Here is a 23,368-nt window from a genome sequence, read left to right as displayed (position 1 = left end):
CTCTCATAACTGGACCGTCCGGACATATAGTTCTGACCCTGCTCGAGAGCCGGCGTCTTATCCGCGGTGAACGGTCGCTGTGTGAGATTCCCGCGACTGTAGGTGCGGGAGGAGGTCAACCAATCGGTTAAGACGACTGCCTCACAAACGGTACAGACGATGTCGCAACTACTCACGGACGAGACCGTGATCGTCACCGGCGCCTCCCGCGGGATCGGTCGAGCGATCGTCGACCGCCTCGCCGAAAACGGCGCGAACCTCGTCGTTTCCTCGAGAAGCCCGGACGACGTCGAGACGGTCGCGGCGGAGCTGCGAGACGAGTACGGCGCGGACGCCGTCGGCGTCCCGTGTGACGTGACCGAACCCGCCGAGATCGAGGCGCTCGTCGACGCGACCCTCGAGCGCTTCGACGGGATCGACGGCCTGGTCAGCAACGCCGGCGGCTCGATAAACGACGACAACCTCCACCGGATCGACGAGGAGGCCTGGGATCGAACCGTCGAACTCAACCTCAAATCGCTGTTCCTGGTCTCGCGGGAGGTCCTCCCGCCGATGGTCGAGAGCGGCGGCGGCTCGATCGTTCACATGTCCTCGGTCAACGGCCTCGACGGGATCGGCCAGATCGCCTACTCCTCGGCCAGAAGCGGCGTGCTCGGCCTCTCGAGGCTCATCGCGACGCAGTACGGTCGGCACGGGATCCGGTCGAACGTCGTCTGTCCGGGAACGATCGAGACCGGCCGGCGGAGCGAGCAGCTGGACGACGTCGGCGAGAGCCGCGAAACCGACGACGGAGAGTGGACCCAGCGCGACGAGTGGATCGACCAGTACCCGGCGGGGCGGTTCGGCAGACCCGAGGAGGTCGCCGACGCGACGCTGTTTCTCGTCTCGGGGATGTCCTCGTTCGTCAACGGCACCCACCTCGTCGTCGACGGCGGCCTCACGGCCGGGCTGGACTGGGGCTTCCAGACGCAGATCTTCGGGAGCGAGGAGCCGCCGACGCGGCCGAGCAAGCGGTGAGTCAGGGCCGCGGGTCGGCCGCAAACTCGTCGACCAGCGGCAATCCGGCGAGCTGTGCCGCCGCGATCAGTACGCGGCTGTGCTCGAGCCCGCTGACGAGCGCCTCGAGGCGCTCCTCGCGGTCGAGGATCGGCTGTAGCGTCGCCGTCGTCCCCCGTTCGTCGACCTCGAGCACCGTGTACGCCCCCGGATAGGGGCCGAGCGACGGCAGCGTGAACTCGCGGACGCCTCGCGTGCGGACGATCGCCGGGAAGTGGACGTGGCCGGTCACGACGAGCGGAGAGCCGGTGCGCTCGAGGACGTCGAGGAGCTCCCCGTCGTTCTCGAACGGGGGCGACCCCGGCTCGACGGGGAGCCGCTCGCCCCAGTCGAACAGCAGCGACCGCGTCCCCGAGAGGTTGTGGTGGACCGCGACGAGCGGCACGTCGACCGTCTCGAGTTTTCCCTCGAGCCACGCGAGGGAGTCGGGCGAGAGGCGGCCCGTATACGTCTCCGCGACAGAGTCCCGCGTCGACGCGTTGCTGTTGAGCGCCAGCAGGTCGACGCCGCCGATCCGCTCGTGGTAAGGGAGCCGGCCGGGCGTGTACCGACGTTCGAACGCCGACAGCGCGAGCTTCTCGCCCGAGCCGAACTCGACGAGGTCGTGGTTTCCCGGCACCGCGAAGAAGGGGTGGTCCAGCCCGTCTACGAGCCGGTCGAACGCCTGGTACTGGGCGCGCGTGCCGCTCTGGACGAGGTCGCCGACGAACACGACGCCGTCCAGTTCCCGGCGGTTCAGCGAGTCGACGGCCGCCTCGAGGCGGCTCTCGGTTCGGTGGGAGACGCGCCACGACCCCTCCATCTCGACGGCGAGGTGGAGGTCCGAGAGCAACGCCAGACGCGTCGGTTGCTCCGTCGTCGGTTCCTCGAGGCGTCCCAGAACGGGACCTGTTTCTGTCATGGGGTGTGCGCAGTTCTGGAGCGACGGAGCAAAAAACCGAGCGACGGTCGCGGGGATCGAGCGGACCCGCCGACGGGCTTGCAGTGGTGACAACGACTAAGACGGTTGCCCGTCTGCGAGCGAGTAGTACATGGCAGCGAGAGACTTGCGCGTCGTTCCGCGACCCCGGCGCGTCGAAACCCACGACGAGCGCGTTCGCTTCGAAACCCCACTCGCGATCGACTCGAGCGAGGAGACGGCGGCGGTCGCCTCGCTCCTCGAGGAACTCCTCGAGCGCGAGACGAACGAGACGGTCACCCGCGCGAGCGCCGGCGAGCGGCCGGACGTCCGGCTGCGCCTCGAGTCCACCCCCTCGGATCGGTTCGACGACCCGGAGGGGTACGTCCTCGAGGCCGGCGTCGGGGACGAGGCGAGGAGCGCCGGCGTCACGATCACCGCGAAGACGGGAGACGGCCTCCGGAACGGCTGTCAGACGCTCGTGACCGCGCTCTCTGCGGACGGTGTCACCGCCGACGGCAGAGGCGGGGACGGCGCGCGCTGGTCGCTTCCCGCCTGTGAGATCCACGACTGGCCGGAGACCGAGTGGCGCGGGTTCATGCTCGACCCCGCGCGCGGCCACCTGCCGGTCGAGGACGTCAAACGACGGATCGACCAGGCCGCCCGCGCGAAGTACAACCGGCTCCACCTCCACGTACTCGACGACGAGGGGTACGCCCTCGAGTCCGAAGCCTACCCCGAGCTGAACCGGGACGCCGACGGCACCGAGCGGCCGGCGTACTCGCCGGCCGACGTGGAGGAGATCGTCGCGTACGCGAACCGCCGCGGGATCCGGGTACTCCCCGAGGTCGACGTGCCGGCCCACGCCACGCACGTCCTCGAGACCTATCCCGAACTGCGCTGCACCGTCGAGGACGGCGAGCCGGCCGACAGAACGATCTGCATCGGCCGCCCGGAAACCTACGAGTTCGTCGAGACGCTGTACGCCGAGGTGCTCGAGCTGTTCCCCTTCGAGTACGTCCACGTCGGGGGCGACGAATGGGAGATGCACGGCCACTCCTGGGACGAGTGCGTCGACTGCCGGCGGAAGATGGCCGAGGAGGGCTCCGAGACGGTTCGGGAGCACTTCTACGCGTTCGTCCGTCACCTCCACGGGTTCCTCGCAGACCGCGACCGGCGGACGATCATGTGGAACGACCAGATCGACATTTCGGAGTCGCCCGACCTCCCCCGCGACATCCTGATCCAGTTCTGGCGCGTCGCGGCTCCGGGCCGGGGACCCGTCGAGGGCGTGAGTATGGAGCGCTTCCTCGAGGAGGGGTTCGACGTGCTCAACTCCTACGTCCACGCGGCCTATGTGAGAGGCTGGATCTCCGAGGAGTACATGCTCGGCTGGGCGCCGCGGCGTCGGCCGACAGTCCCCGAGGAACGCGCCTCGCAGGTCCGGGGCGGGGAACTGCTCGCGTGGGAACCCTCGAGCGAGGAGCGCCACGCCTACTTCGAGCGGGCGCTCCCCTCGGCGATTCCCGTCTTCGCCGACCGGCTCTGGAATCCCGAGCCCCACGACCGCCCGGCGTTCTCACAGGCGGTGACCCGTCACGCGCTGGGGCCGTTCGTTCCGGACGGATTCGACATTTATCGAGATCTCGGCGGACTGATCGTCCCGACGAACTGGCGCCGATCGGGCAAGGAGCCGTGGGCGCACGCCAACGCCTCGCTTGGCGACCGAACCCCGGCGGCCGCGCGGGCGGGGTACGAGGAGACCCTCGAGACGCTCACCGGGCTCCGCGACGAGGGCGAGGCCGTCTACGCCGAGACCGCGGACGCATACGCGGACGTGCTCGAGTGGCTTATCGAGGTCGCGGATCGGGAGGGGCGAGGCGTGATCGACCGCCCCTGAGCAGCGGCAACCCCGAGCCACCGCTCATCCTCTAGCGTTTCTGCCGCTATCGTTCGTTCATGGAACGTTGTAACTGATGATAACCGATACATACTTCGTGCCAGAGTTTCTCTTGCACGGCGATGGCACGCAACGAGCGGAGCGATAGCAGCGGTGAGTGGACTCATGACCGATTGTGTTCTGTCGTCGATTCGACGGGACGCTTCGACCTCTCGCGACGATCGATGTTGGCGACGACCGGGGCGGGAATCCTCGGCGGACTCCTGTCGACGGCGGGGACGGCCGGAGCCCAGGAGTCCGACGCGCTCAACGCGAAGACCCGACCGACGATCTGGACCGAGGAAGACCGTGAAAACGCTCGAAACAACGTCGAGCAGTACGACTGGGCGGAAGACCAGCGAGACAGCGCCATCTCGAGGGTCGAGTCCCGGCTCGAGGACTGGCAGGGACGGTTCGGCTCGGACGCGGACACCCCCGACCTCGAGAGCCTCTGGCGAGTGGTGACCTCCCAGAAAATCCCCCGCGGCGCCGGGCCCGGACCAACGCGGTTCATCTCTCAAGATGGGGAGAGAGACGGTCAGATGTGGAAGACGGACACCGGCGTCGACAACCCCGAAGGAGAGGGGACCATCACGGTGCCGACGAACGACTTCGAGGCGTACCGCCAGAGCGGGCTGGACGACCGCGGGATGTTCGATCCCGACCTCGCCGACGACGACCTGCTCGTTAACGAGGAGCATCCCGAACTCGGCGAGGGCTGGGGCGTCGACGACGGCTGGGGCTGGTACGACGAGGAGAACGTCCTCGGTGCCGGAGAGGGAACTCGCTGGAACTTCGTCGCCCACTACAACCACTGGGCGGTGTGGCACCACGGTGGCGGCATTTCGCGCGTGCTGACGGAGTTGACCGACGCGTATCTGCTGACGGGCGACCAGGAGTACGCGCGGGCAGGCACGGTCATGCTCGACCGAATCGCCGACGTCTACCCCGAGATGGACATGACGGTGTACACCGAGACGCTCCACGGCTTCTGGAACAGCCACGGCGGCATGCAGACCGGAAAGGTCGTCGGCGCCTACTGGGAGTCGAACGCCCTGCGGCCGATCATCCAGGCGTACGACGCCTTCTTCCCGGCGATGGAGGGCGACGACGAACTCGTCGAGTTCCTCGAGGCCAAGACCGACGAGTTCCCGGGACTCGAGGAGAAGGACTCCGTCGAGAAGATTCGAAAGAACATCGAGGACAACATCCTTCGGGAGATCCTTCCGGCGATGAAGAACATCAACATGGACAGCGGCGGGAATAGCGCCCTCGTCCAGGCCGCCCGCGTCCTCGACGAGCCCGATGGTTACTCCAAAGAGGCGATCGAGTGGGTGTTCCAGCCCGGCGAGCACATCTTCGACGGCGACGTCTGGGACGAAGAACCCGAGAACTGGAACGCCACTGGCGGAGGCCTCCTCGTTCCGATGGTCGACGTCTGGGATCGAGACGGGTACAACAACAGAGCGGGACCGGGATACAACACTATCCAGCTAAGCGGCACCCGCGAGGTCGCCGACTACCTCCAGGGGTACGACGGGTTCGACGGCGCGGATCTCTACCAGCACCCGAAGCTCCAGCAGTCGCTGGACGTGAACGTGCCGTTGCTCGTAATCGACCGGTTTACCCCGCAGATCGGAAACCAGCACGGACCGTACACCTCTGAGTGGAACTCGACCAGCATTCAGAAAGGGTTCGAGGTGATCGGAGAGTCCCTGTTCGCCCAGGTGTGGCACTTCGACCAGGGGTATTCCACGGACGGCATCCAGGGGTCGATCTTCGACGAGGATCCCGAAGGACTCTCCGAGGAAATCGATGCGATCATCCAGGCCGAAGGCCCTCTCGACCTCCCCAGCCGAAATCTCCCAGGATACGGTTTTGCAGCCCTCAAAGACGGAAACAACTACGGCCTGCAGATTCGCGCTGGCGCGTTCGACACCTCGGAGATCTTCGTCGAGGCATCGGTCGAGGTCAACGACAGCTTCCCCGAGGCGATCCAGCTACAGGCCAATGACGTGGGCGAGTGGTGGCGTTTCGAGTTCGACCTCGCGGAGGGCGGCGAGTACGAGTTCGAGATCGATGCCCTGTTCGGTCCGACCACCTACGGAATCTACGAGCTGTACGTCAACGACGAACTCGTCGACACGATCGACTTCATGGCCGACGCCGACGATCGCGACACCATCTCGTACGACCTCGACCTCCTCGAGGGAACCAACGAGATGTACCTGGAGTGTGTCGGCAAGAACGACGACTCCGACAATTATCTGATGGCGCTGTACGAGATCGCCGTTCTCGACGAGGAAGATCAGGACGACGAGCAGGCAGCCCTCGGCAACGCAAAGCGCGCTATCTGGATGTACTACGGCCGAAACGGAACTCACTCCCACAACCACAAGGACGCACTCAACATCGGTGTCGCAGCTCACGACCTCGAACTCGCGCCCGACCTCGGCTATCCGGAAGAAACCGGTAGCCACCCCAAGCGACTCAACTGGACGGAGAACACGATCAGCCACAACACGGTGACCGTCGACGAGTCGGAGCAAGACAGCCACTGGGTCGGCATCCCGCGGCACTTCGACGGCGAGGACGAGCGGGTGAACCTGATCGATGTCGACGCGTTCCGCGCCTACGACCAGTGTGAAGAGTACCGCCGGACGACGGCGATGATCGAGGTTGACGAGGCCCACTCCTACGGCGTGGACCTCTTCCGAGTCGCCGGCGGCGACGACCACGTGTTTAGCTTCCACGGGCAGGCCGGCGAGGCGTCTGCAGAGGGCGTCGACCTCGTTCCCCAGGACGGCGGCACCTACGCCGGTGAGGACGTTCCCAAGCCCGATTACGGCGAGGACACGGAGTACAACCAGGAGAACGGCAGCGGCTTCAACTACCTCACGAACGTCGCCCGCGACGACTCCCCCGGCTCGAAAGTGACCGTCGACTGGGACGTGATCGACCACTACGGCCACCGCGACGATAACGCGGAGGGCGTCCACCTCCGGCTCACCACGTTCGGCGAGTTCGACGAAGTGGCGCTGGCCGACGGCCACCCGCCCGACCGCGACGGCAATCCGGACTCCCTCGACTACGCGCTGTTCAACCGCGAGGGCGAGGACGTAGAGAGCGAGTTCCTCTCGCTCATCGAGCACTACGACGGCGAGCGCGTCGTCGAGGACGTCGAGGAGGTCGAGGTCGCCGGCGGCGAGGGCCGCGCGCTCAAGGTCGAACTGACGACCGGCCGCACGGACTACGTCGTCTGCTCGTTCGAAAAGGACGAGGTCGTCGTCGACGATACGTTCGAGTTCGAGGGCTTCTTCGGGGTCTACTGCGTCGAGGGCGGCGACTCCGAGTACGCCTACGTCCACGACGGCACGCTGCTGGCCCCCACTGACGAAGAGGAGCCACTCGTCGAGGAGTCCCAGGGCTTCGTCGGCGGCGTCGTCGAGGACTTCACTCGCGGCATGAGCCTCGAGAACGAACTCGACGTTCAGCTCATGCGCGGACGCAGCGACCTCGAGCGCCACACCGGGTTCGTCTACGTCGACAACGACGACTCTAACCCGTGGCGCGACGACGCTGACCCCAAGGAGAAACTGGCTGCGAGTGGCCAGCGCGGCCGCGGCAACGGCGTCTACGAAATCGAGGACATCGAGTCCGGGCACGGCAACCGGTACACCGTCGGCGTCGGACGCCAGACGTTCGTCCGCCAGTTCACCGACCCCGACCAACTCGAGGACGGCGGCTACGAGTACATGATCTCCGAGGATGACGACATCCGCATCCCGCTGTCGGCGGCGTGGGACGGGAGATAAGGGTACTGTCGCTCGTCACCGGCAGTTCCTTTGTTCGGAACCGCAGCGGGGCCCGTCAACCCTCCTCGAGGTTCTGCGATCCGATCTTTCTCTCACGAGCGATGATAGTGGCCATAGCCGGAAGCTATTTCGTGAGTGGAAGTCTCATGCGAATTGATGGCAAGCGACGATCCGATCGAAAGCGATAGCAAGGGACGGAGCGGTTCGAACTCCGATCAAGCGACGAACCTCGACGTGTCGCGGCGGTCGGTACTGACGACGACCGGTGCCGGACTGCTCGCCGGGATGCTCCCGGCCAGCAGTGCGGTCGGCGCAGACGACTCGGACCCACTCAACGCGAAGACACGACCGACGATCTGGACCGAGGAGATGCGGGCAAACGCGCTCGCTAACGTCGAACGGTACGACTGGGCGGCGTCGGCACGCGACAGCGCCGTCTCGAGCGCGGACGGCTACCTCGACGAGTACAGCCTGGACGACCTCTGGAGTATGGTCACCGGCCAACAGCTCCCCCGAAGCGGCGAGAGCGGGACCCGCCGGGCGAACGTGTATACCGGTATCGGAGACCCGGGGACCGACCGGCCCTGGAAGCTCTTCGTACGTGGTACAGACGGCGAGGAGTACGTCTTCCCGACGAACGACTTCGCGGCCTACCGCGAGAGCGGGCTCGACGACCGGGGCCTGTTCAACCCCGAACTGGCGGACGACTCCCTGCTGGTCAACGAGGAGTACCCCGAGAAGGGCGAAAGCTGGGGCGTCGACGACGGCTACGGCTGGCTCGACGAGGACGGCGACATCGTAGGCGCCGGCGAGCGGCTCTACCCCGTGGCCTACTACAACCACTGGCACGTCTGGCGGCCCGGCGGCATCCTCAACATCGTCCAGGCGCTGACGGACGCCTACCTCTACACGGGCGACCGGCGTTACTCGCGGGCCGGTTCGGTGCTGCTCGACCGCATCGCGGACGTCTACCCCGAGATGGATAGCTCGGTGTACACCCTGGACGGCTTCTGGAACAGCACCGGCGGGCGGATGACCGGGAAGGTCAAGGGCGCGACCTGGGAGTCGAACCTGATGCGGCCGATCGTCAGGGCCTACGACGCCTTCTTCCCGGGAATGGAGGGCGACGACGAACTCGTCGAGTTCCTTGAGGCCAAGACCGACGAGTATCCCGGCCTCGAGAGCAAGAGCTCGATCGAGGAGATCCGAAAGAACATCGAGGACGGCATCCACCGGGAGATCCTCCCCGCCGCGGAGAACTCCGAGGTTGTCCTCGAGAGCGGCGGCTACAGCGTCGTCACGCAGGCCGCCCGCGCGCTCGACGAGGCCGACGGCTACACCCAGGAGGCCCTCGAGTGGATCTTCCAGCCCGGCGAGGAGCTGTTCGTCGGCGACCAGTGGGACGAGGAGCCCTGGAACTGGATCACCACGGGCGGAAACATCCTCGCGCCGCTGGTCGACGTCGTCGACCGCGACGGCTACAACAACCGGGCGTCGCCGATGTACAACCGGATCCGGAACAACTCCTACCTCGAGACGGCGGATTACCTCCAGGGGTACGACGGGTTCGACGGCGCCGACCTCTACGACCACCCGAAGTTCCGTCGAACGTTGACCCAGAACCTGCCGCTGCTCCTGCTCGACCAGCACATGCCGGAGATCGGCAACTCCCACCCGAACGATAACTACGTCTCGGGGAGCGCGATCGAGGGCGGGTTCACGACGCTCGGCGACCCCATCTACGCCCAGACGTGGCACTACCTGAACGGCTACTCGACGGTGGGCATCCGCGGCGACGCCTTCGACGAGGATCCCGAGGGGCTCGCGACGGACATCCAGGAAGTTATCGACGCCGAGGGACCGCTCGACCTGCCGAGCCAGAACCTCGCGGGCTACGGCTTCGCCGCGCTGCGCGACGGCGTCAACTACGACGCCCGGTCGCTGGGTATCGTCCTCGACACCTCGAACCTGTTCGCGGAGGCCTCGACGGAGGTCAACGACAGCTTCGACCGCGCGATCCAGCTGCAGGCCTACGAGCCCGGCGAGTGGTGGACCTTCGAGTTCGACATAGAGGAGGGCGGCGAGTACGACCTCGATATCGAGGCGCTGTTCGTCGGCACCTACGGCATCTACGAGCTCACGATCAACGACGAGTACGTCGACACGATCGACTTCATGGCCGACGGCAGCGGCGAGAGCACGCTGACGTACTCCCACGACCTCCAGGCGGGGACGAACACGATGCGCTTCGAGTGTATCGGGAAGAACGACGACTCCGACAACTACCTCATGGCGCTCTACTCGCTCACGCTGCTCGACGAGGAGGCCCGGGAGGCCCGAGACGAGGCGGAGCTCGGCAACGCCAAGCGAGCGTTCTGGTTGTACTACGGGCGCAACGGCTCGAACGCTGGCGGCGCGTTCCACAACCACAGCGACGCGCTGAATATCGGCGTCGCCGCCCACGAACTCGAGCTCTCGCCAGACCTGGGTTACATCGAGCAGACCGGCGGCGACTGGCCGAAGGCCGACTACTGGACGATGAACACGGTGAGCCACAACACCGTGGTCGTCGACGAGTCAGAACAGCGCGACCAGTGGGTCGGCTACCCGCATCACTTCGACGGCTCGAGCGAGCGGGTGAACCTGATCGACGTCGAAGCGCCGCAGGTCTACCCCCAGACCGAGGAGTACCGGCGGACGCTGGCGATGGTAGAGGTCGACGAAGAACACTCCTACGCGGTGGACTTCTTCCGCGTGCTCGGCGGCGACGACCACCACTTCAGCTTCCACGGCCAGGTCGGCGAGGCGACCGCCGAGGGCGTCGACCTCGCCTCTCAAGAGGAGGGAACGTACGCGGGCGAGGATATTCCGATGCCGGGCCACGGTGAGGACCACCCGTACAACCACGAGGTCGGCAGCGGCTTCAACTACCTCGCGAACGTCGAGCGCGGCGACGACCCCGACGAGAAGGTCGCGATCGACTGGGACGTCGAGGACCACTGGGGCCACCGCGACGATAACGCCGAGGAGGTCCACATGCGGCTGACGACCTTCGGCGAGTTCGACGAGGTGGCGCTGGCCGACGGGGAACCGCCGCAACACGGCGGCCAGCCCGAATCGCTGCGGTACGCGATGATCCATCGTCAGGGCGAGGACGTAGAGAGTACGTTCACGTCCGTGATCGAACACTACGAGGGCGACCGCGCCATCGAGGCGATCGAAACGGTCGACGTCGTGGACGAGAACGGCGAGCCGGCTGACGCGCGAGCGGTCAAAGTCGACCTCGCGACGGGACGGACCGACTACGTGGTCTACTCCCGCGAGGAGGACGTCGTCACCGTCGACGAAACGTTCCGCTTCCGCGGCTTCCTCGGAGCGTACTCCGTCGAGGGCGGCGAGCCCGAGTTCGCCTACGTTCAGGACGGCCGGCTGCTCCAGCCCGTCGGTGGGCGCCCCCTCATTCAGCGTCCCTACGGCCGGTTCACGGGAACCATCAACGACTTCACCCGCGAGATGGCCCACGAGAACGAACTCGAGGTCTCTCTCGAGGGCCACCACGACGACGCCGCGGCCATCGGCGACGAGCCGTCGGTGACGGCGGACTTCGTCTTCGTCGACGTGGACGAGCCGTTCGACCAGCCCGACACGCACGCCCGCAACGGCGCCTACCCGGTCGAGGCGATCGAGTCCGCCGGCGGCAACCGCGTGACCGTCGACGTCGGCGACCGGACGTTCATCAAGGCGTTCACCGACCCCGACGAACTCGAGGACGGCGGCTACGAGTACATCGTCGGCGAGAACGACGGCGTGGTGATCCCGGTCGCAGAGACCTGGTCGCGCGACGAGTAACCTCCGCGACTTCGTTTCCCCTCTTTCAGACTGCCAGCGAGCGGAGGTACTCGAGATCCGCCTCGATCGCCTCCTCGTACGCCACGTCGTCGGTGACGAACTCGACGTTGACGAACCCGTCGAACCCGTCCGCGGCGAAGACCTCGAGGATCGCTTCGACGTCGAAGTAGGCGTCCTCGAGCAGGCAGCGGTCGCTCGGGCTCGACTCGGGATCGGGAACGGCCTGGATGTGGACGTTGTTCGACAGACCGACCAGCCGCTCGGCGTCGGCGACGACCTCGTCGGCGGGCATCCCGAAGACGGGCTGCCAGTTGAGCAGACAGGCGGGGTGAGAAACGGCCTCGATCAGCCTCTCGGCGCCCTCGGTGTCGTTCGTCAGCGTGTTCGCGTGTTTCTCGACGGTGACGGCGAGCCCGCGGTCGGCGGCGAGCTCGGCGGCCGTCTCCAGATCCTCGACGACCGCCTCCCAGTGGGCGTCGTCGTGATCGCCGTACTCCTGACTCCCCGCCCAGAGGCGGATCAGGTCCGCGTCCAGCCGATCCGCGATCGCAACCTCGTCGGCAATCTCGTCGCCGAACTCGGCGCTGCCGGCTCGAGCGTAGGAGCCGTACACCGGGATCTCGAGGTCGTGAGTCTGCGCTGCGTCGCGGATCGACCGGCAGACGCCCTCGTCGCCGCTGTCCACGTGATCTTTGCCCCAGATTTCGACGCCGTCGTAGCCGACGTCCCCCGCCGTCCGGACGACGGATTCGACCGGCGACTCGGTCCGCGAGAGCGTACACAACCCGAATTTCATGGCTGGTAACTGCACGTGACTCGGACGGTAAAACAGTTGCGCTCGGAAGGTTCGTCCGCGGTTAGCGCCGCGGCGCCCGCTTGCGATCGGTGCCGACGCCGCTGACGCCGCCGCCGCGTCTGGGGTCGTAGACGCCGACGAGTTCACCTCGTTCCTGGTCGACGGCGATCATCTGCGTGTCGCCGACGCCGCCGCCCGGCGAGGCGTTCATCTCGTAGCCGAGGTCCTCGAGGCCGTCGATCGTCTCCTCGGGGGTCCCCGGCTCCCACTGACCGGTGAAGACGTACATCCGCGGGTGTTCGACCGCCTCCTTGAGGGTCATGCCGTACTCGAGGACGTTTACCAGCACGTCCGCGACGGCCTGGGAGATGACGATCCCACCTGGAGAGCCGCAGGTGAACAACGGCTTCCCGCCCCGGAGCACGAGCGTCGGTGCGACGGTGGTGGTGTACCGACGGAGCGGTCCGATCTGGGTCGGGCCGCTGTTCGCGAGCTGGGCCACCGAGTTATTGAGGAAGAAGCCGTACTCCGGAACGATCGCTCCGGTGCCGAAACCGGAGGAGAGCGTGCCGGTGAACGAGACGACGTTGCCGTCGCCGTCGGCGACGGTGAAGTGCGTCGTGTCCTGCTCCGGTGGTTCGTGTTCGTCCGGGACGTCCTCGTCGTCGATCCCGACCGGCGGGTCGGTCGTCCACGGCTCGCCTGCCTGGTAGGCCCACGGGTCGCTCTCCTCGTCCAGGAGGTCCGGATTTCGTTCGCCGGGGGTCATCAGGTCCCGTCGGGTGTCGAGGAAGTCGTCGTCGAGGATGCCCGACGACGGCACGTCGACGAACTCGGGATCGGCGGCGGTCGTGATCACGGGATTTTCCATCGCCGCTCGAGCCTGCCAGGTGAGGTTGAACCGTTCGGCCGACAGCGAGTCGACGTCGGAGACGTCGAGTTCGTCGAGGAGTTTCAGCATCCCCGGAACGATGTAGCCGCCCTCGATCGGCGCCGGCGCGGAGACGACGTCGATCGGTTCGTTGTTCGCGATCGTGGGGTGGGGGTTGTCGTATCGTATCTGCGTCGGTCTGTCGAGCGTCGGTCGGTACGACTGGAGGTCGGCCATCCGCATCACGCCGCCGGCGTCGCGAACGGTTTCGACGATCGCCTCGGCGATCTCGCCGCGGTAGAACGGTCTGATCCCGTCGTCCTCGATTAGACGGAGCGTCCTCCCGAGATCCTCCTGGACGACGGTTTCTCCCGCCTGTACGGGATCGCCGTCGGTCCCCCAGATCTCCTCGGCGGCGTCGTTGAACCGCCAGGCGACCCCCGCGACGACGCTCGCGAGTCGTTCGTCGACCTCGAACCCGTCTTCGGCGATCTCGGCGGGGCGGCCCGCCAGTTCCGAGAGATCCATCGTTCCCCAGTTCTTCACCATCACGTCGAGACCCCTGAGGGTACCCGGGGTTCCGACCGCGATACCGCCGAAGCGGCGGTCGTTGGATGGTTTGAGGTTGCCGTCCTCGTCGTACCTGATATCGACCGAGGCGTCGATCGGCGCGCGGACCTGGCTGTTCAGGGTGTAGGTCCGCTCGTCGGCGGCGGAGTAGCCGACCATCATCCCGCTGCCGCCGAGGCCCGAACCGTACGGGTCGACGACCGTCAGCGCAAGCTGAACCGCCGCAGCGGCGTCGAACGCGTTCCCGCCCGCATCGAGCACCTCCGCGCCGACCTCCGCCGCGACCGGCTGGGACGCGGCGACGATCCCGTCGTCGGCGCGGATCGTCTCTGCCTCCCAGCCGCCGTCCTCGCTCGCGGCCGCTTGCATCGGTACGAGGCCGGTTCCTGCAACCGCGAACGCTGCCGCCGTTCCTTTCATGAAGTCGCGGCGGGCGGGGCCGCTCGCGTCGCTCGACGGACTCGAGTCGCCTCGCGATTCACTCCCCTTCTTGTGACTGTCTGACATACAGACACCATCTCCCACCAACAGGTAGTAAATCTATCGGTGATTTCCAAAAACTACGTTCCGAGGGTGTAGATACCCCTGCTGGCAGTGCGCTTTCGGTCGGCGGCGGTTCAGTCGGTGCCGGCGGTAATCCGGCCGCGACGTAGCGCGCGGTAGTCGCCCCGGTAGGTCTGCCAGTCGTTCGTTTCCGTGTCGAACTGGAAGTCCCGCGTGTTTCCGAACGACCCCGTCTCGAGTTCGACGAGGTCGACCATCGGGACGTAGTAGTTGAACCACCACGCGAACGTCTCGGCGATCTCCTGGTTTCGTTCGTCGGTCTGGGTGATCCACCACTCGTTGTAGAGTTCGACGAGATTGACCTCCTCGGTCGAGCCGCTGGGATCTTCCTGGCCGACCTCGGTGGGGAGGTCGACGACCGTCTGGCGTCCGTTGTACGGCGTGCGCGTCTCGCCTTCCTCGATGGCGTCCATCGCGACGTCGATCTCGCCGAAGTCGTTCGAGTGCTGGTGTTCGAGCCGAAAGTAGTACCACGGGTGGGCGATCATCCCGCCGTGCTCGCCGACGGTGAGATCCCAGTCGATCACGTCCGAGCGCCGATCGTTGTACGTCGCTCCCTCGAGGACGTTCAGATCCACTGTGAATCCGAACTCGTTGAGCTGATCGACGACCGTTCGCGCGATGTTCGTGTGCCGGTCGGGGATCACCATCTCGAGTTCGACCCGGTCGCCGTCTTCGTCGACCCAGTCGTCGCCGTCGAGTTCGTAGCCCGCGGACTCCATCAGGTCGATCGCACCGTCCTCGTCGGCCTGGTACGGGTAGTCGATGAAGTCGTCGATAAACTCGTCGTCGAAGAACGTCTCGGTGACGGCGGCGGTCATGCCGGTCTGTGCTTCCCGCGGCGTACTCGGCGTGGCGTAGTTCTCCGAAATATCGGGATTATCGAGGACGTGCGCGATCGCACGTCGGACCTCCAGGGTGCGCATGTGCGCCTCGCCCGGCCCCTGCTCGTAGAATTTGACGTTCCGCATGTACGTGTCGTCGTACCGGACGACGTCATCGAGGTGGTCGGGTCGCTCCGCGTCGCCGATGTGCGTCTCGAGGAGCCCGCTCCCGAAGTCGATGTCGCCGCCGAGGATGCGCTGGGCGAGCGCGTCGTCCGCGGCGAGGATGATCTCGAGGCGGGGAATGTCCATCTCGTCGGCGTAGGGGTGGTCGTCGTTCAACTCGAGGCGGATCGACTGCTCGTCGAACTCGGTGATCGCGTACGGGCCGTTCCCGAGCCCCTCCTCGACGGCCGTCGAGAGGTGAATCGGCATCTCCTCGGCGAGTTCGTCCTGGAGTTCGGCGCGCTCTTCCTGGTCGCTCGCCTCCGCGAGTCGCTCGGCCCACGGCTCGTACCAGTCGCGGTGGCCGCGAACCGTCTCTCCGAAGGCGCCGCTGACCATCGAGTCGATGTGGATCGGGTTCTGTTCTTCCTTGAAGGTGCGGACGATGGTCATCTCGTCGACCAGCTCGAGGTCCTCCCACTGGCTGATCTCCGGATTGCTGTGGTGGCTGACCATGTCGGTCCAGTAGATGTCCTCGGCGGTGACCTGGTCGCCGTTCCACCAGTACCAGCCGTCGGCGAACTCCACGGTGAGCGTGCGGTCGTCGTTGTCGTACTCCCAGTCTTCGACGAGTTCGTGTTCGACCTCGCCGTCGGCGTAGAACGTGGTGATCTGCTCGAAGAAGATCCACTCCTCGTCCCACGGGAACCCCGACGCCATGCTGTTGAGGTTCATCTCGCCGGGGATGGTCGAGGTCCACGTCGTGATCGTTTCCGCCTCGCCGCCGCCGTTGGCGCCGTCCTCGCCGTCGTCGTCCTCGCCGCCGCTGAGACAGCCGGCCGCACCGGCCGCGAGCAGCGCCGAACTCGCCGCGAGCATCTTGCGCCGCGTCAGCGCCGTCTCCGTCGCGTTACTACCGCCGTGCTTGTCAGTAATTACCATGTATCGTATCTGTTCGCCGACCGGACCGTAAATACGTGATTGCATCGGCACTACCTGCCGGTAGGTCGCGTTCGGACGGCGACGAGGAGGCGCCGTGTTCGCGGTCAGGAACGCGAACACGGCAGTCTCGAGTCAGTCGGCGTCGTCGGCCTCGGCCGCCTCGAGGCGGTCGACCGCGCTGCGGGCGAGCGTTCGAACGTCCTCGTCGGGGTCGTTCGTCGCGAGGTCGTCCAGTTCCTCGCGGGCCTCGACCGCGTCGACAAGCCCCAGTGTGAGCGCCGCGTTCGCCCGCACCGGCGGCTGCTCGTCCGCGAGGAGGTCCCGAAACCGGGGGACGAACGGCTCGACGGTCGACGGGTCGACCTCGGCGGCGTAGGCGAGCAGTCCCGCGCTGGCGCCCCTGAGTCCGGGGTGGGTCGACTCGAGGCGCGAGCCGAACTCCGCGGCCAGCGACGCGACCGCCTCGCCGACCGCTTCGGGGGCGCCCTCGGCGAGCGCCTCGAGCGCGTCGGCCGCCCGCCAGACGACCGTGCGCTCGACGCTCGTCGCGACGAGCGAGGCCAGCGCCGGCGCGAACGGTTCGGCGGAGTCGGGATTCGATCTGGCCATCGACTCGAGCACCTCGCACGCGCCGCTGCGGACGAGGTGGTTCTCGTCCTCGTACTCGAGGAGCGCGCCGACTCGCGGGACGTGATCGACGACGGCGTCGGGGCGCTCGGCGGCGATGCGCGTGAGGGCGCCGGCGGCGTGGATTCGAACCGCATCGCGCCGCTCGCGCTCCGGGCTTTCGCGGACCCGCTCGACCGGCGGTCCGGCTCCCGGCGGCCCCGCGATTCCGTCCGCCGGTTCGTCGTCGAAGCCGATCCGCGAGTGACACATCGCAACCAGGGTTTCGGTCGCGGGCGCTCCGAGGTCGGGTCGCTCGAGTGCGAGCTTCGACAGCGCGAGCACGGCCCGCTCGCGAGCCGGATCGGCGATGTCGGAGCCGATCGCCGCGAGTTCGGGGCGGAGACGGGCGAACGCGTCGGGCTGGCGGTCGACGAGCGAGTCGACGACGAGCGTCGCCCGACGGCGCGTTTCCGCGTCCTCGGCGACGAGCATGGTCTCGAGGTGGTCCGCGACGGCCGCCGCCCCGGACTCGCGCTCGGCTGTGAGTTCGTCGAACGACTCGAGCGCGTCCCGTCGCTCTCGCTCGTCTCCGTACAGCAGTCGGTCGACGAGATCGGCGACGTCCGCGGGAACCGACGCGGCGGTCTCGGGATCGGGCGCCGAACCCGCTCGAGCGGACGGATCGTCGTCGGAAGGGGGCATGATACCGGTATCCAGTTTCGGAACGTCCTTATAACTGCCGTCTGCGCCGACTCACTCGATCGGGAGCGACTCGACGGCGTCGACGTCTCGCTCGAGCGTCGAGACGATCGCGGCGGCGGCCGCGTCGGGAACCGGCGCCGGCATTCCGAGGCGATCCTGCAGGTACGTCGCGAGGTACGCGACGTCCGCCGGGAGCCGTTCGTACTCGTTCGGGAGGCCGAGCGAGACGACGACGACCGGCAGGTCGGCCGCGAGACCGTCGACGAGCCGACGCTGGTCCTCGGAGAACTCCTCTCGGGAGTACGTGGTGACGACGGCGACGTCGACGGCTCCCGCGAGCGACCGAAGCGTCTCGAGTTGCGTCTCGATCGAATCCGGCTCGGTCTCCGGTTTCACGTCGTCGAGCATGCGCGCGTGGTCCGGGGCGAGCGAACAGCTCACGACGTCGCCGAAGGTGGCGTCGAAGTGGGGCTCGAGGGCGTGGACGCCCCGGATTCCCGTCAGGAGGACGTTCGAATCGGGCGCCAGCGGCAGGAGGTCGTCGTTTCCGAGCAGCGTCAGCGACCGTTCGTAGGCCTCGACGGCGAGCGCGCCTCCCTCGTCGCCGCCGATCGTCTCGAGGGCGGCGAGGGGATCGACCGACCGCCGTTCGGCGAGGTCGTAGCGCTCCTTGAGCGCGAGGATTCGCTCGACGGATCGGTCGATGCGCTCCTCGGACAGTCGCCCCTCCTCGACGGCCTCGAGGAGGGCGTCGCGCGTCTCCCGGAGGTCCGCTGCGGGGACGAAGCCGGTCAGAATCAGGTCGACGCCGGCGTCGACCGCCCGGACGGCCGCTTCGCCGACGCCGTAGTTGTCCGCGATAGCGTCCATCATCATCGCGTCGGTGATCACGACGCCGTCGAAGCCGAGTTCCTCCCGGAGGAGGCCGGTGAGCACCGGCCTCGAGAGCGTCGCTGGCTGGGAGTCGTCCAGACACTCGACGACGATGTGGGAGGTCATGATGCAGTCGACGCCCGCCTCGATCATCGCCTCGAACGGCGGCAGGTGGATCTCCTCGAGCGTTTCACGGTCGTACCGGACGTGGGGCAACACCTCGTGGGAGTCGAGTTCCGTGTCGCCGTGGCCGGGGAAGTGCTTCGCGACGGCGATCTGCTCCTCGGCGTGGATCCCCTCGAGGGCCGCCCCGGCGTAGTCGGCGACCGTCTCGGGATCGCTGCCGGGCGAACGGACGCCGATGACCGGGTTGTCCGGGTTCGTGTTGACGTCGACCACCGGCTGGTGGTTCATGTTCAACCCGATCGCGAGCATGTCGCGGGCGACCGCGCTCGAGACGTCCGTCGCGAGCGTCCGATCGCCGGCCGCCGTTCGTCCCATGAGCGCCGGATACGCCTGCGCTTCGTGTCTGGTGATGTCGACGGTGCCGTACTCGCCGTCACAGGAGATCAACACGGGATGCCCGTGGGAGGTCTCCGCCGCCCACTCCTGGATCCGGTTCGTGTACTGGGCCATGAAGTGCGGGGTGACCGCGTGATTTCCGTACACTCTGACCCCGCCCGGTTTGAGCTCCTCGAGGACGGTGCGAAACTCCTCGTCGGGCCACCCCTCGTCGGTCTCGAGGTGGCCGAGCCCGATCCCGACGTGGAGCAGCTGTCCGACCTTTTCCGAAAGCGACAGCTCCGACATTTCCGCTGGCGAATCGACCATACGCTCCCTCTCGTGCGAGGCGATAATATTCTTGTGGCGTTGTGGCTTCGTTGCCGGGTACCAGAGTCGGTCGTTTTTCGGAGACGTTCCGCGAGTCGAACTTCTGTCCTACTGTTCTGAAATATCGAATACATATAAAAACACAGTAACTGTTATTTACCGGCATCGCCATGGCAAACCATGGCAGGCAATAGCCATCGGGGCCTACCGAACGGACCGTCAGACGAAACGGGGTACGATACCGGCGAATCGCGCGACAGAAGCGGATTCTCGCGGCGAACGTTGCTGGCGACGACCGGGGCAGGAATCGTCGGCGGCATGTTCACCGGCTTCGGCAGCGTCGCGGCCGAAGAGAGCGGCGACGGCGCCTATCACCTGAAGACGCGGCCGACGCTCTACACGACCGAGATGCGCGAGAACGCCCGCCAGAACGTCCAGAACTACGACTGGGCGGCGAGCGAGCGGGACAGCGCGGTGTCGACTGCCGAATCGAACCTCGATCGGTGGGGCCCCGACCTCGAGAGTCTCTGGAGCCTGATCACCTCCCAGAAGATCCCCCGCGGCGGCGGGGAGACCTCGGAGCGAAACGCGCTGGGCGGTTACAGCGAACCCGGCACGGACAGGCCGTGGAAGATCGAATCGGCGATCGACAACCCCCACGGCGACGGGAACTTCGTCTTCCCGACGAACGACTTCGCGGCCTACCGCGAGAGCGGCCTCGACGACCGCGGGATGTTCGACCCCGACCTCGCCGACGACTCGCTGCTCGTCAACGAGGAGCACCCCGAGATGGGCGAGGGCTGGGGCGTCGACGACGGCTGGGGCTGGCACGACGACAATAACGACCTCGGGCTCGGCGCGGGCAACCGCTGGAACTTCGTCGCCTACTACAACCACTGGTTCGTCTGGCGTCCGCGGGGCGTCGACGACCTCGTCCCCTCGCTCGCCGACGCCTACCTGCTGACGGGCGACTCGAAGTACGCCGTCGCCGGGCTCGTCATGCTCGATCGGATCGCGGACGTCTACCCGGAGATGGACCTCACGGAGTACACCCAGTCGCTCGACGGCTTCTGGAACAACCACGGCGGCCGCCAGACCGGGCGCGTCATCGGCGGCTCCTGGGAGACGAACCTCGTCCGGCCGCTGATCGAGGCGTACGACGCGCTCTTCCCCGCCCTCGACGACGAGGACGTCGCCGACGAAGTGCTCGACTTCCTGCAGGGCCGGGTCGACGAGTACCCCGGTTTGCCGGCGAAGGACTCCGTCGAGGCGATTCGCGAGAACATCGAGGAGAACTTCATCATGGAGATGCTCCCCGCTGCCAAGAACTCCGATCTCGTCCCCGACCGGGGCCAGCGCCCGACGATCGCGGTCTCGGCTCGCGTTCAGGACGACGTTCGCGAGGAGGGGTACACCAGGGAAGCACTCGAGTGGCTGTTCCAGCCCGGCGGCGAGATCTTCGACGGCGACGTCTGGGACGAGGAACCGGAGAACTGGAACACGACCGGCGGCGAGCTGCTGGTACCGGTCGTCAACGACTGTGACCGCGACGGCTACTGGCACGAGGCCGCACAGCTGTACAACCGCATCCAGATGTCCTCGGTCCGGCAAGTCGCGGAGGTGCTTCAGGGGTACGACGGCTTCGACGGCGCGGACCTCTACCAGCACCCCAAGCTCCAGCAGGCGCTGGGAATCAACTCCCACCTCGTGCTCCTCGACACGGTGTTCCCGGAGATCGGCGACACCCACACCTACGATATGAGCCCGCCCTACCAGGTGAGCCAGACGGGGATCGAGGACGGCTACCACGTTACCGGCGACAGCTACTACGCCCAGTTCTGGCACTTCCTGAACGGCTACTCCACCGACGGCATCCAGGGGTCGATCTTCGACGCCGACCCCGAGGGGCTCGACGAGGAGATCCAGTCGATCATCGACGCCGAAGGACCGCTCGACCTCGGAAGCGACAACCTCGCGGGCTACGGCTTCGCCGCCCTGCGCGACGGCGAGAACTACCTGACCGTCTCCTACGGCGTCACCCACGACTTCTCGACTCTGTTCGAGGAGGCGTCGACACACGTCGACGACAGCTTCCCGGAGGCGATCCAGCTCAACGCGGACGAGGCGGGCGAACAGTGGACGTTCGCGGTCGACGTCGGTGCGAGCGACGAGTACGACCTCGACGTCGACGTGCTGTTCGCGGACACCTACGGCATCTACGAGGTGTACATCGACGACGAGCACGTCGACACGGTCGACTTCGCGTTCGACGGTAGCGGCCGCGAGACCCTGACGTACACGCACGAACTGGCGGCGGGAACGACCGAGATCCGCTTCGAAAACGTGGGTCGGAACGAGGACGCGAACGGCTACCGGATGGCGCTGTACACCCTCGAGTTACTCGACTCGACGGATCGCGAGATCAGAGACGGCGCCTCGACCCTCGGGAACACCAAACGCGAGCTCTGGATGTACTACGGCCGCAACGGCATCGAGGGCGGCGGCACCGTCCACGGCCACCGCGACACGCTGAACGTCGGGCTCGCGGCCAACGAGATGGAGCTGGCTCGAGACCTGGGCTATCCCGAGTCGACCGGCGACCACCCGCCGCGGCGCTTTTTCACCGACAACACGATCAGCCACAACACCGTCGTCGTGAACAAGGCGGGCCAGCAACACCACTGGGTCGGCCTGCCGCGTCACTTCGACGGCGAAGACGAGCGCGTGAACCTGATCGACGTCGAGGCGCCGCACGTCTACGAGGAGACCGACGAGTACCGGCGAGCCGTCGCCTGGATCACCGTCGACGAGGAACACTCCTACGCGGTCGACTTCTTCCGCGTCGCGGGCGGCGAGGACCACCTCTACAGCTTCCACGGGACGCGAGCCGACGTGAACACCGAGGGGCTCGAGCTCGTCCCCCAGGACGGTGGCACGCTGGCCGGAGAGGACGTTCCCTACGCCGACGAGGACTACAACGACGAGCGGATCCCCGGCTGGGGTGCGGCCGAAGGTGCCGGCTACAACTACTTCGACAACGTCTCGCGTGACGCGGACCCCGCCGAGAAGGTTTCGATCGAGTGGGACGTCGAGGACCACTTCGACCTCCGCGACGACAACGCCGAGGGCGTCGCCATGCGGCTGACATCTTTCGGCGAGTTCGACGAGGTCGCCATCGCGGACGGCTACCCGCCGAACAGCACCGACGGTGCGACGCCGGAGCCCTCGATCCCCTACGCGTTCCTCAACCGGTCGGGCGGCGACCTCGAGAGCACGTTCGTCTCGACGATCGAGCACTACGAGGGCGACCGCGTCGTCGACTCGGTCGACGTCGTGCCCGCCGTCGACGAGGACGGCGAGCCGACGAACGCGCGGGCGGTCCGAGTCGAGCTGACGACCGGCCGGACCGACTACGTCGTCTGCGCGTTCGACGACGACACAACCGTCGTCGTCGACGACACCTTCGAGTTCAAGGGCTTCTTCGGCCTCTACTCCGTCGAGAACGGCGAGCCGGAGTACGCCTACGTCCACGACGGCACCCACCTCGTCGTCGACGGCGAGTCGCTGATCCAGGAGTCGACGGCCTCCGTCCAGGCGTTCGTCGAGGACTTCACGCGCGATATCAGCCTCGAGAACGAGCTCACGATGCGGGTCGCGGGCAACCGCGGCGAACTCGAGCGCCACGCCGGCTTCGTCTACGTCGACAACGACGACTCGAACCCGTGGCGGGGCCACCCCGACCCCGAGGAGCCGCCGTTCGGACGCAGTCGTCGCGGTCGCGGTAACGGCGCCTACCCGATCGAAGGGCTCTCGAGCGGCCGGGGTAACCTCGTCACGGTCGACGTCGGCGACAAGACGTTCACCCGCGACTTCGAGGACCCCGACCAGCTCGAAGACGGCGGCTACCGGTACATCATCGACGAGGACGACGACGTGACGATTCCGCTCGTCTCGTCGTGGTCGGCCGAATAGCCGTCCCCGAACGGTTCGATCACGCCGACCCACCCGCCCGGGTGTCTTTCGTCGGTTCGCTCGAGGCCGCGACGGACGAACGACGACCCGCT

Annotated in this window: 11 protein-coding genes; 5 read left to right on the top strand and 6 right to left on the bottom strand. The window is 66.8% G+C overall.

The window, feature by feature from the left end; translation table 11 throughout:
• Positions 1–159 precede the first annotated feature (159 nt).
• Positions 160–1,017, top strand: a complete 858-nt coding sequence (locus NMQ11_RS16415; RefSeq protein WP_255171433.1) for an SDR family NAD(P)-dependent oxidoreductase — start codon at positions 160–162, stop codon at positions 1,015–1,017.
• A gap of 1 nt (position 1,018) precedes the next feature.
• Here NMQ11_RS16415 and NMQ11_RS16410 read toward each other — a convergent pair whose 3' ends face one another.
• The gene (locus NMQ11_RS16410) at positions 1,019–1,957 is read right to left on the bottom strand and encodes a metallophosphoesterase family protein (RefSeq protein WP_255171432.1); all 939 of its coding nucleotides are present in this window, start codon (positions 1,955–1,957) and stop codon (positions 1,019–1,021) included.
• 130 nt (positions 1,958–2,087) lie between these two features.
• On the opposite strand from NMQ11_RS16410, the gene NMQ11_RS16405 reads away from it, so the two are divergent.
• The 3 genes from NMQ11_RS16405 (at position 2,088) to NMQ11_RS16395 (ending at position 11,557) form a co-directional block, all read left to right on the top strand.
• Positions 2,088–3,854, top strand: coding sequence for a family 20 glycosylhydrolase (locus NMQ11_RS16405; protein ID WP_255171431.1), 1,767 nt, complete (start codon positions 2,088–2,090; stop codon positions 3,852–3,854).
• 224 nt (positions 3,855–4,078) lie between these two features.
• Positions 4,079–7,708 (top strand): heparinase II/III domain-containing protein, encoded by a 3,630-nt coding sequence (locus NMQ11_RS16400; protein ID WP_255171430.1) that lies wholly within the window; start codon positions 4,079–4,081, stop codon positions 7,706–7,708.
• A gap of 156 nt (positions 7,709–7,864) precedes the next feature.
• On the top strand, positions 7,865–11,557 hold the full coding sequence (locus NMQ11_RS16395; protein WP_255171429.1) for a heparinase II/III domain-containing protein: 3,693 nt from the start codon (positions 7,865–7,867) through the stop codon (positions 11,555–11,557).
• Between the two features lie 25 nt (positions 11,558–11,582).
• On the opposite strand, the gene NMQ11_RS16390 is transcribed toward NMQ11_RS16395, so the two are convergent.
• From NMQ11_RS16390 to NMQ11_RS16370, 5 genes are all read right to left on the bottom strand, one after another.
• A complete protein-coding gene (locus NMQ11_RS16390) occupies positions 11,583–12,353 on the bottom strand; it encodes a sugar phosphate isomerase/epimerase family protein (RefSeq protein WP_255171428.1) in 771 nt (256 codons plus the stop codon).
• A 61-nt stretch (positions 12,354–12,414) separates the two neighbouring features.
• The gene (gene ggt, locus NMQ11_RS16385) at positions 12,415–14,301 is read right to left on the bottom strand and encodes a gamma-glutamyltransferase (RefSeq protein ID WP_255171427.1); all 1,887 of its coding nucleotides are present in this window, start codon (positions 14,299–14,301) and stop codon (positions 12,415–12,417) included.
• Between the two features lie 110 nt (positions 14,302–14,411).
• Positions 14,412–16,289, bottom strand: coding sequence for an ABC transporter substrate-binding protein (locus tag NMQ11_RS16380; protein ID WP_255171426.1), 1,878 nt, complete (start codon positions 16,287–16,289; stop codon positions 14,412–14,414).
• Positions 16,290–16,421: 132 nt separating this feature from the next.
• Positions 16,422–17,600 carry a HEAT repeat domain-containing protein gene (locus NMQ11_RS16375; RefSeq protein WP_255171425.1) on the bottom strand — a complete coding sequence of 393 codons (1,179 nt, stop codon included), beginning with the start codon at positions 17,598–17,600 and terminating at the stop codon, positions 16,422–16,424.
• A gap of 51 nt (positions 17,601–17,651) precedes the next feature.
• Positions 17,652–19,304: a glycoside hydrolase family 3 protein gene (locus NMQ11_RS16370; RefSeq protein WP_255171424.1), complete on the bottom strand. Its 1,653-nt coding sequence runs from the start codon at positions 19,302–19,304 to the stop codon at positions 17,652–17,654.
• A gap of 180 nt (positions 19,305–19,484) precedes the next feature.
• Here NMQ11_RS16370 and NMQ11_RS16365 point away from each other — a divergent pair, with 180 nt between their 5' ends.
• Positions 19,485–23,276: a heparinase II/III domain-containing protein gene (locus NMQ11_RS16365; RefSeq protein WP_255171423.1), complete on the top strand. Its 3,792-nt coding sequence runs from the start codon at positions 19,485–19,487 to the stop codon at positions 23,274–23,276.
• Positions 23,277–23,368 lie beyond the last annotated feature (92 nt).

It is taken from the genome of Natrononativus amylolyticus, assembly GCF_024362525.1.
Taxonomy (GTDB): domain Archaea; phylum Halobacteriota; class Halobacteria; order Halobacteriales; family Natrialbaceae; genus Natrononativus; species Natrononativus amylolyticus.
The sequence above is the reverse complement of the archived record's forward strand: the minus strand, read 5'-3'. Positions and strand labels throughout refer to the sequence as shown.

Excerpts from the sequence above, each read along its gene's own strand:
- NMQ11_RS16370 (WP_255171424.1), bottom strand. The coding sequence starts at position 19,304 with ATGGTCGATTCGCCAGCGGAAATGTCGGAGCTGTCGCTTTCGGAAAAG.
- ggt (WP_255171427.1), bottom strand. The coding sequence starts at position 14,301 with ATGTCAGACAGTCACAAGAAGGGGAGTGAATCGCGAGGCGACTCGAGT.
- NMQ11_RS16375 (WP_255171425.1), bottom strand. The coding sequence starts at position 17,600 with ATGCCCCCTTCCGACGACGATCCGTCCGCTCGAGCGGGTTCGGCGCCC.
- NMQ11_RS16405 (WP_255171431.1), top strand. The coding sequence starts at position 2,088 with ATGGCAGCGAGAGACTTGCGCGTCGTTCCGCGACCCCGGCGCGTCGAA.
- NMQ11_RS16415 (WP_255171433.1), top strand. The coding sequence starts at position 160 with ATGTCGCAACTACTCACGGACGAGACCGTGATCGTCACCGGCGCCTCC.
- NMQ11_RS16410 (WP_255171432.1), bottom strand. The coding sequence starts at position 1,957 with ATGACAGAAACAGGTCCCGTTCTGGGACGCCTCGAGGAACCGACGACG.
- NMQ11_RS16380 (WP_255171426.1), bottom strand. The coding sequence starts at position 16,289 with ATGGTAATTACTGACAAGCACGGCGGTAGTAACGCGACGGAGACGGCG.
- NMQ11_RS16390 (WP_255171428.1), bottom strand. The coding sequence starts at position 12,353 with ATGAAATTCGGGTTGTGTACGCTCTCGCGGACCGAGTCGCCGGTCGAA.
- NMQ11_RS16400 (WP_255171430.1), top strand. The coding sequence starts at position 4,079 with ATGTTGGCGACGACCGGGGCGGGAATCCTCGGCGGACTCCTGTCGACG.
- NMQ11_RS16395 (WP_255171429.1), top strand. The coding sequence starts at position 7,865 with ATGGCAAGCGACGATCCGATCGAAAGCGATAGCAAGGGACGGAGCGGT.
- NMQ11_RS16365 (WP_255171423.1), top strand. The coding sequence starts at position 19,485 with ATGGCAGGCAATAGCCATCGGGGCCTACCGAACGGACCGTCAGACGAA.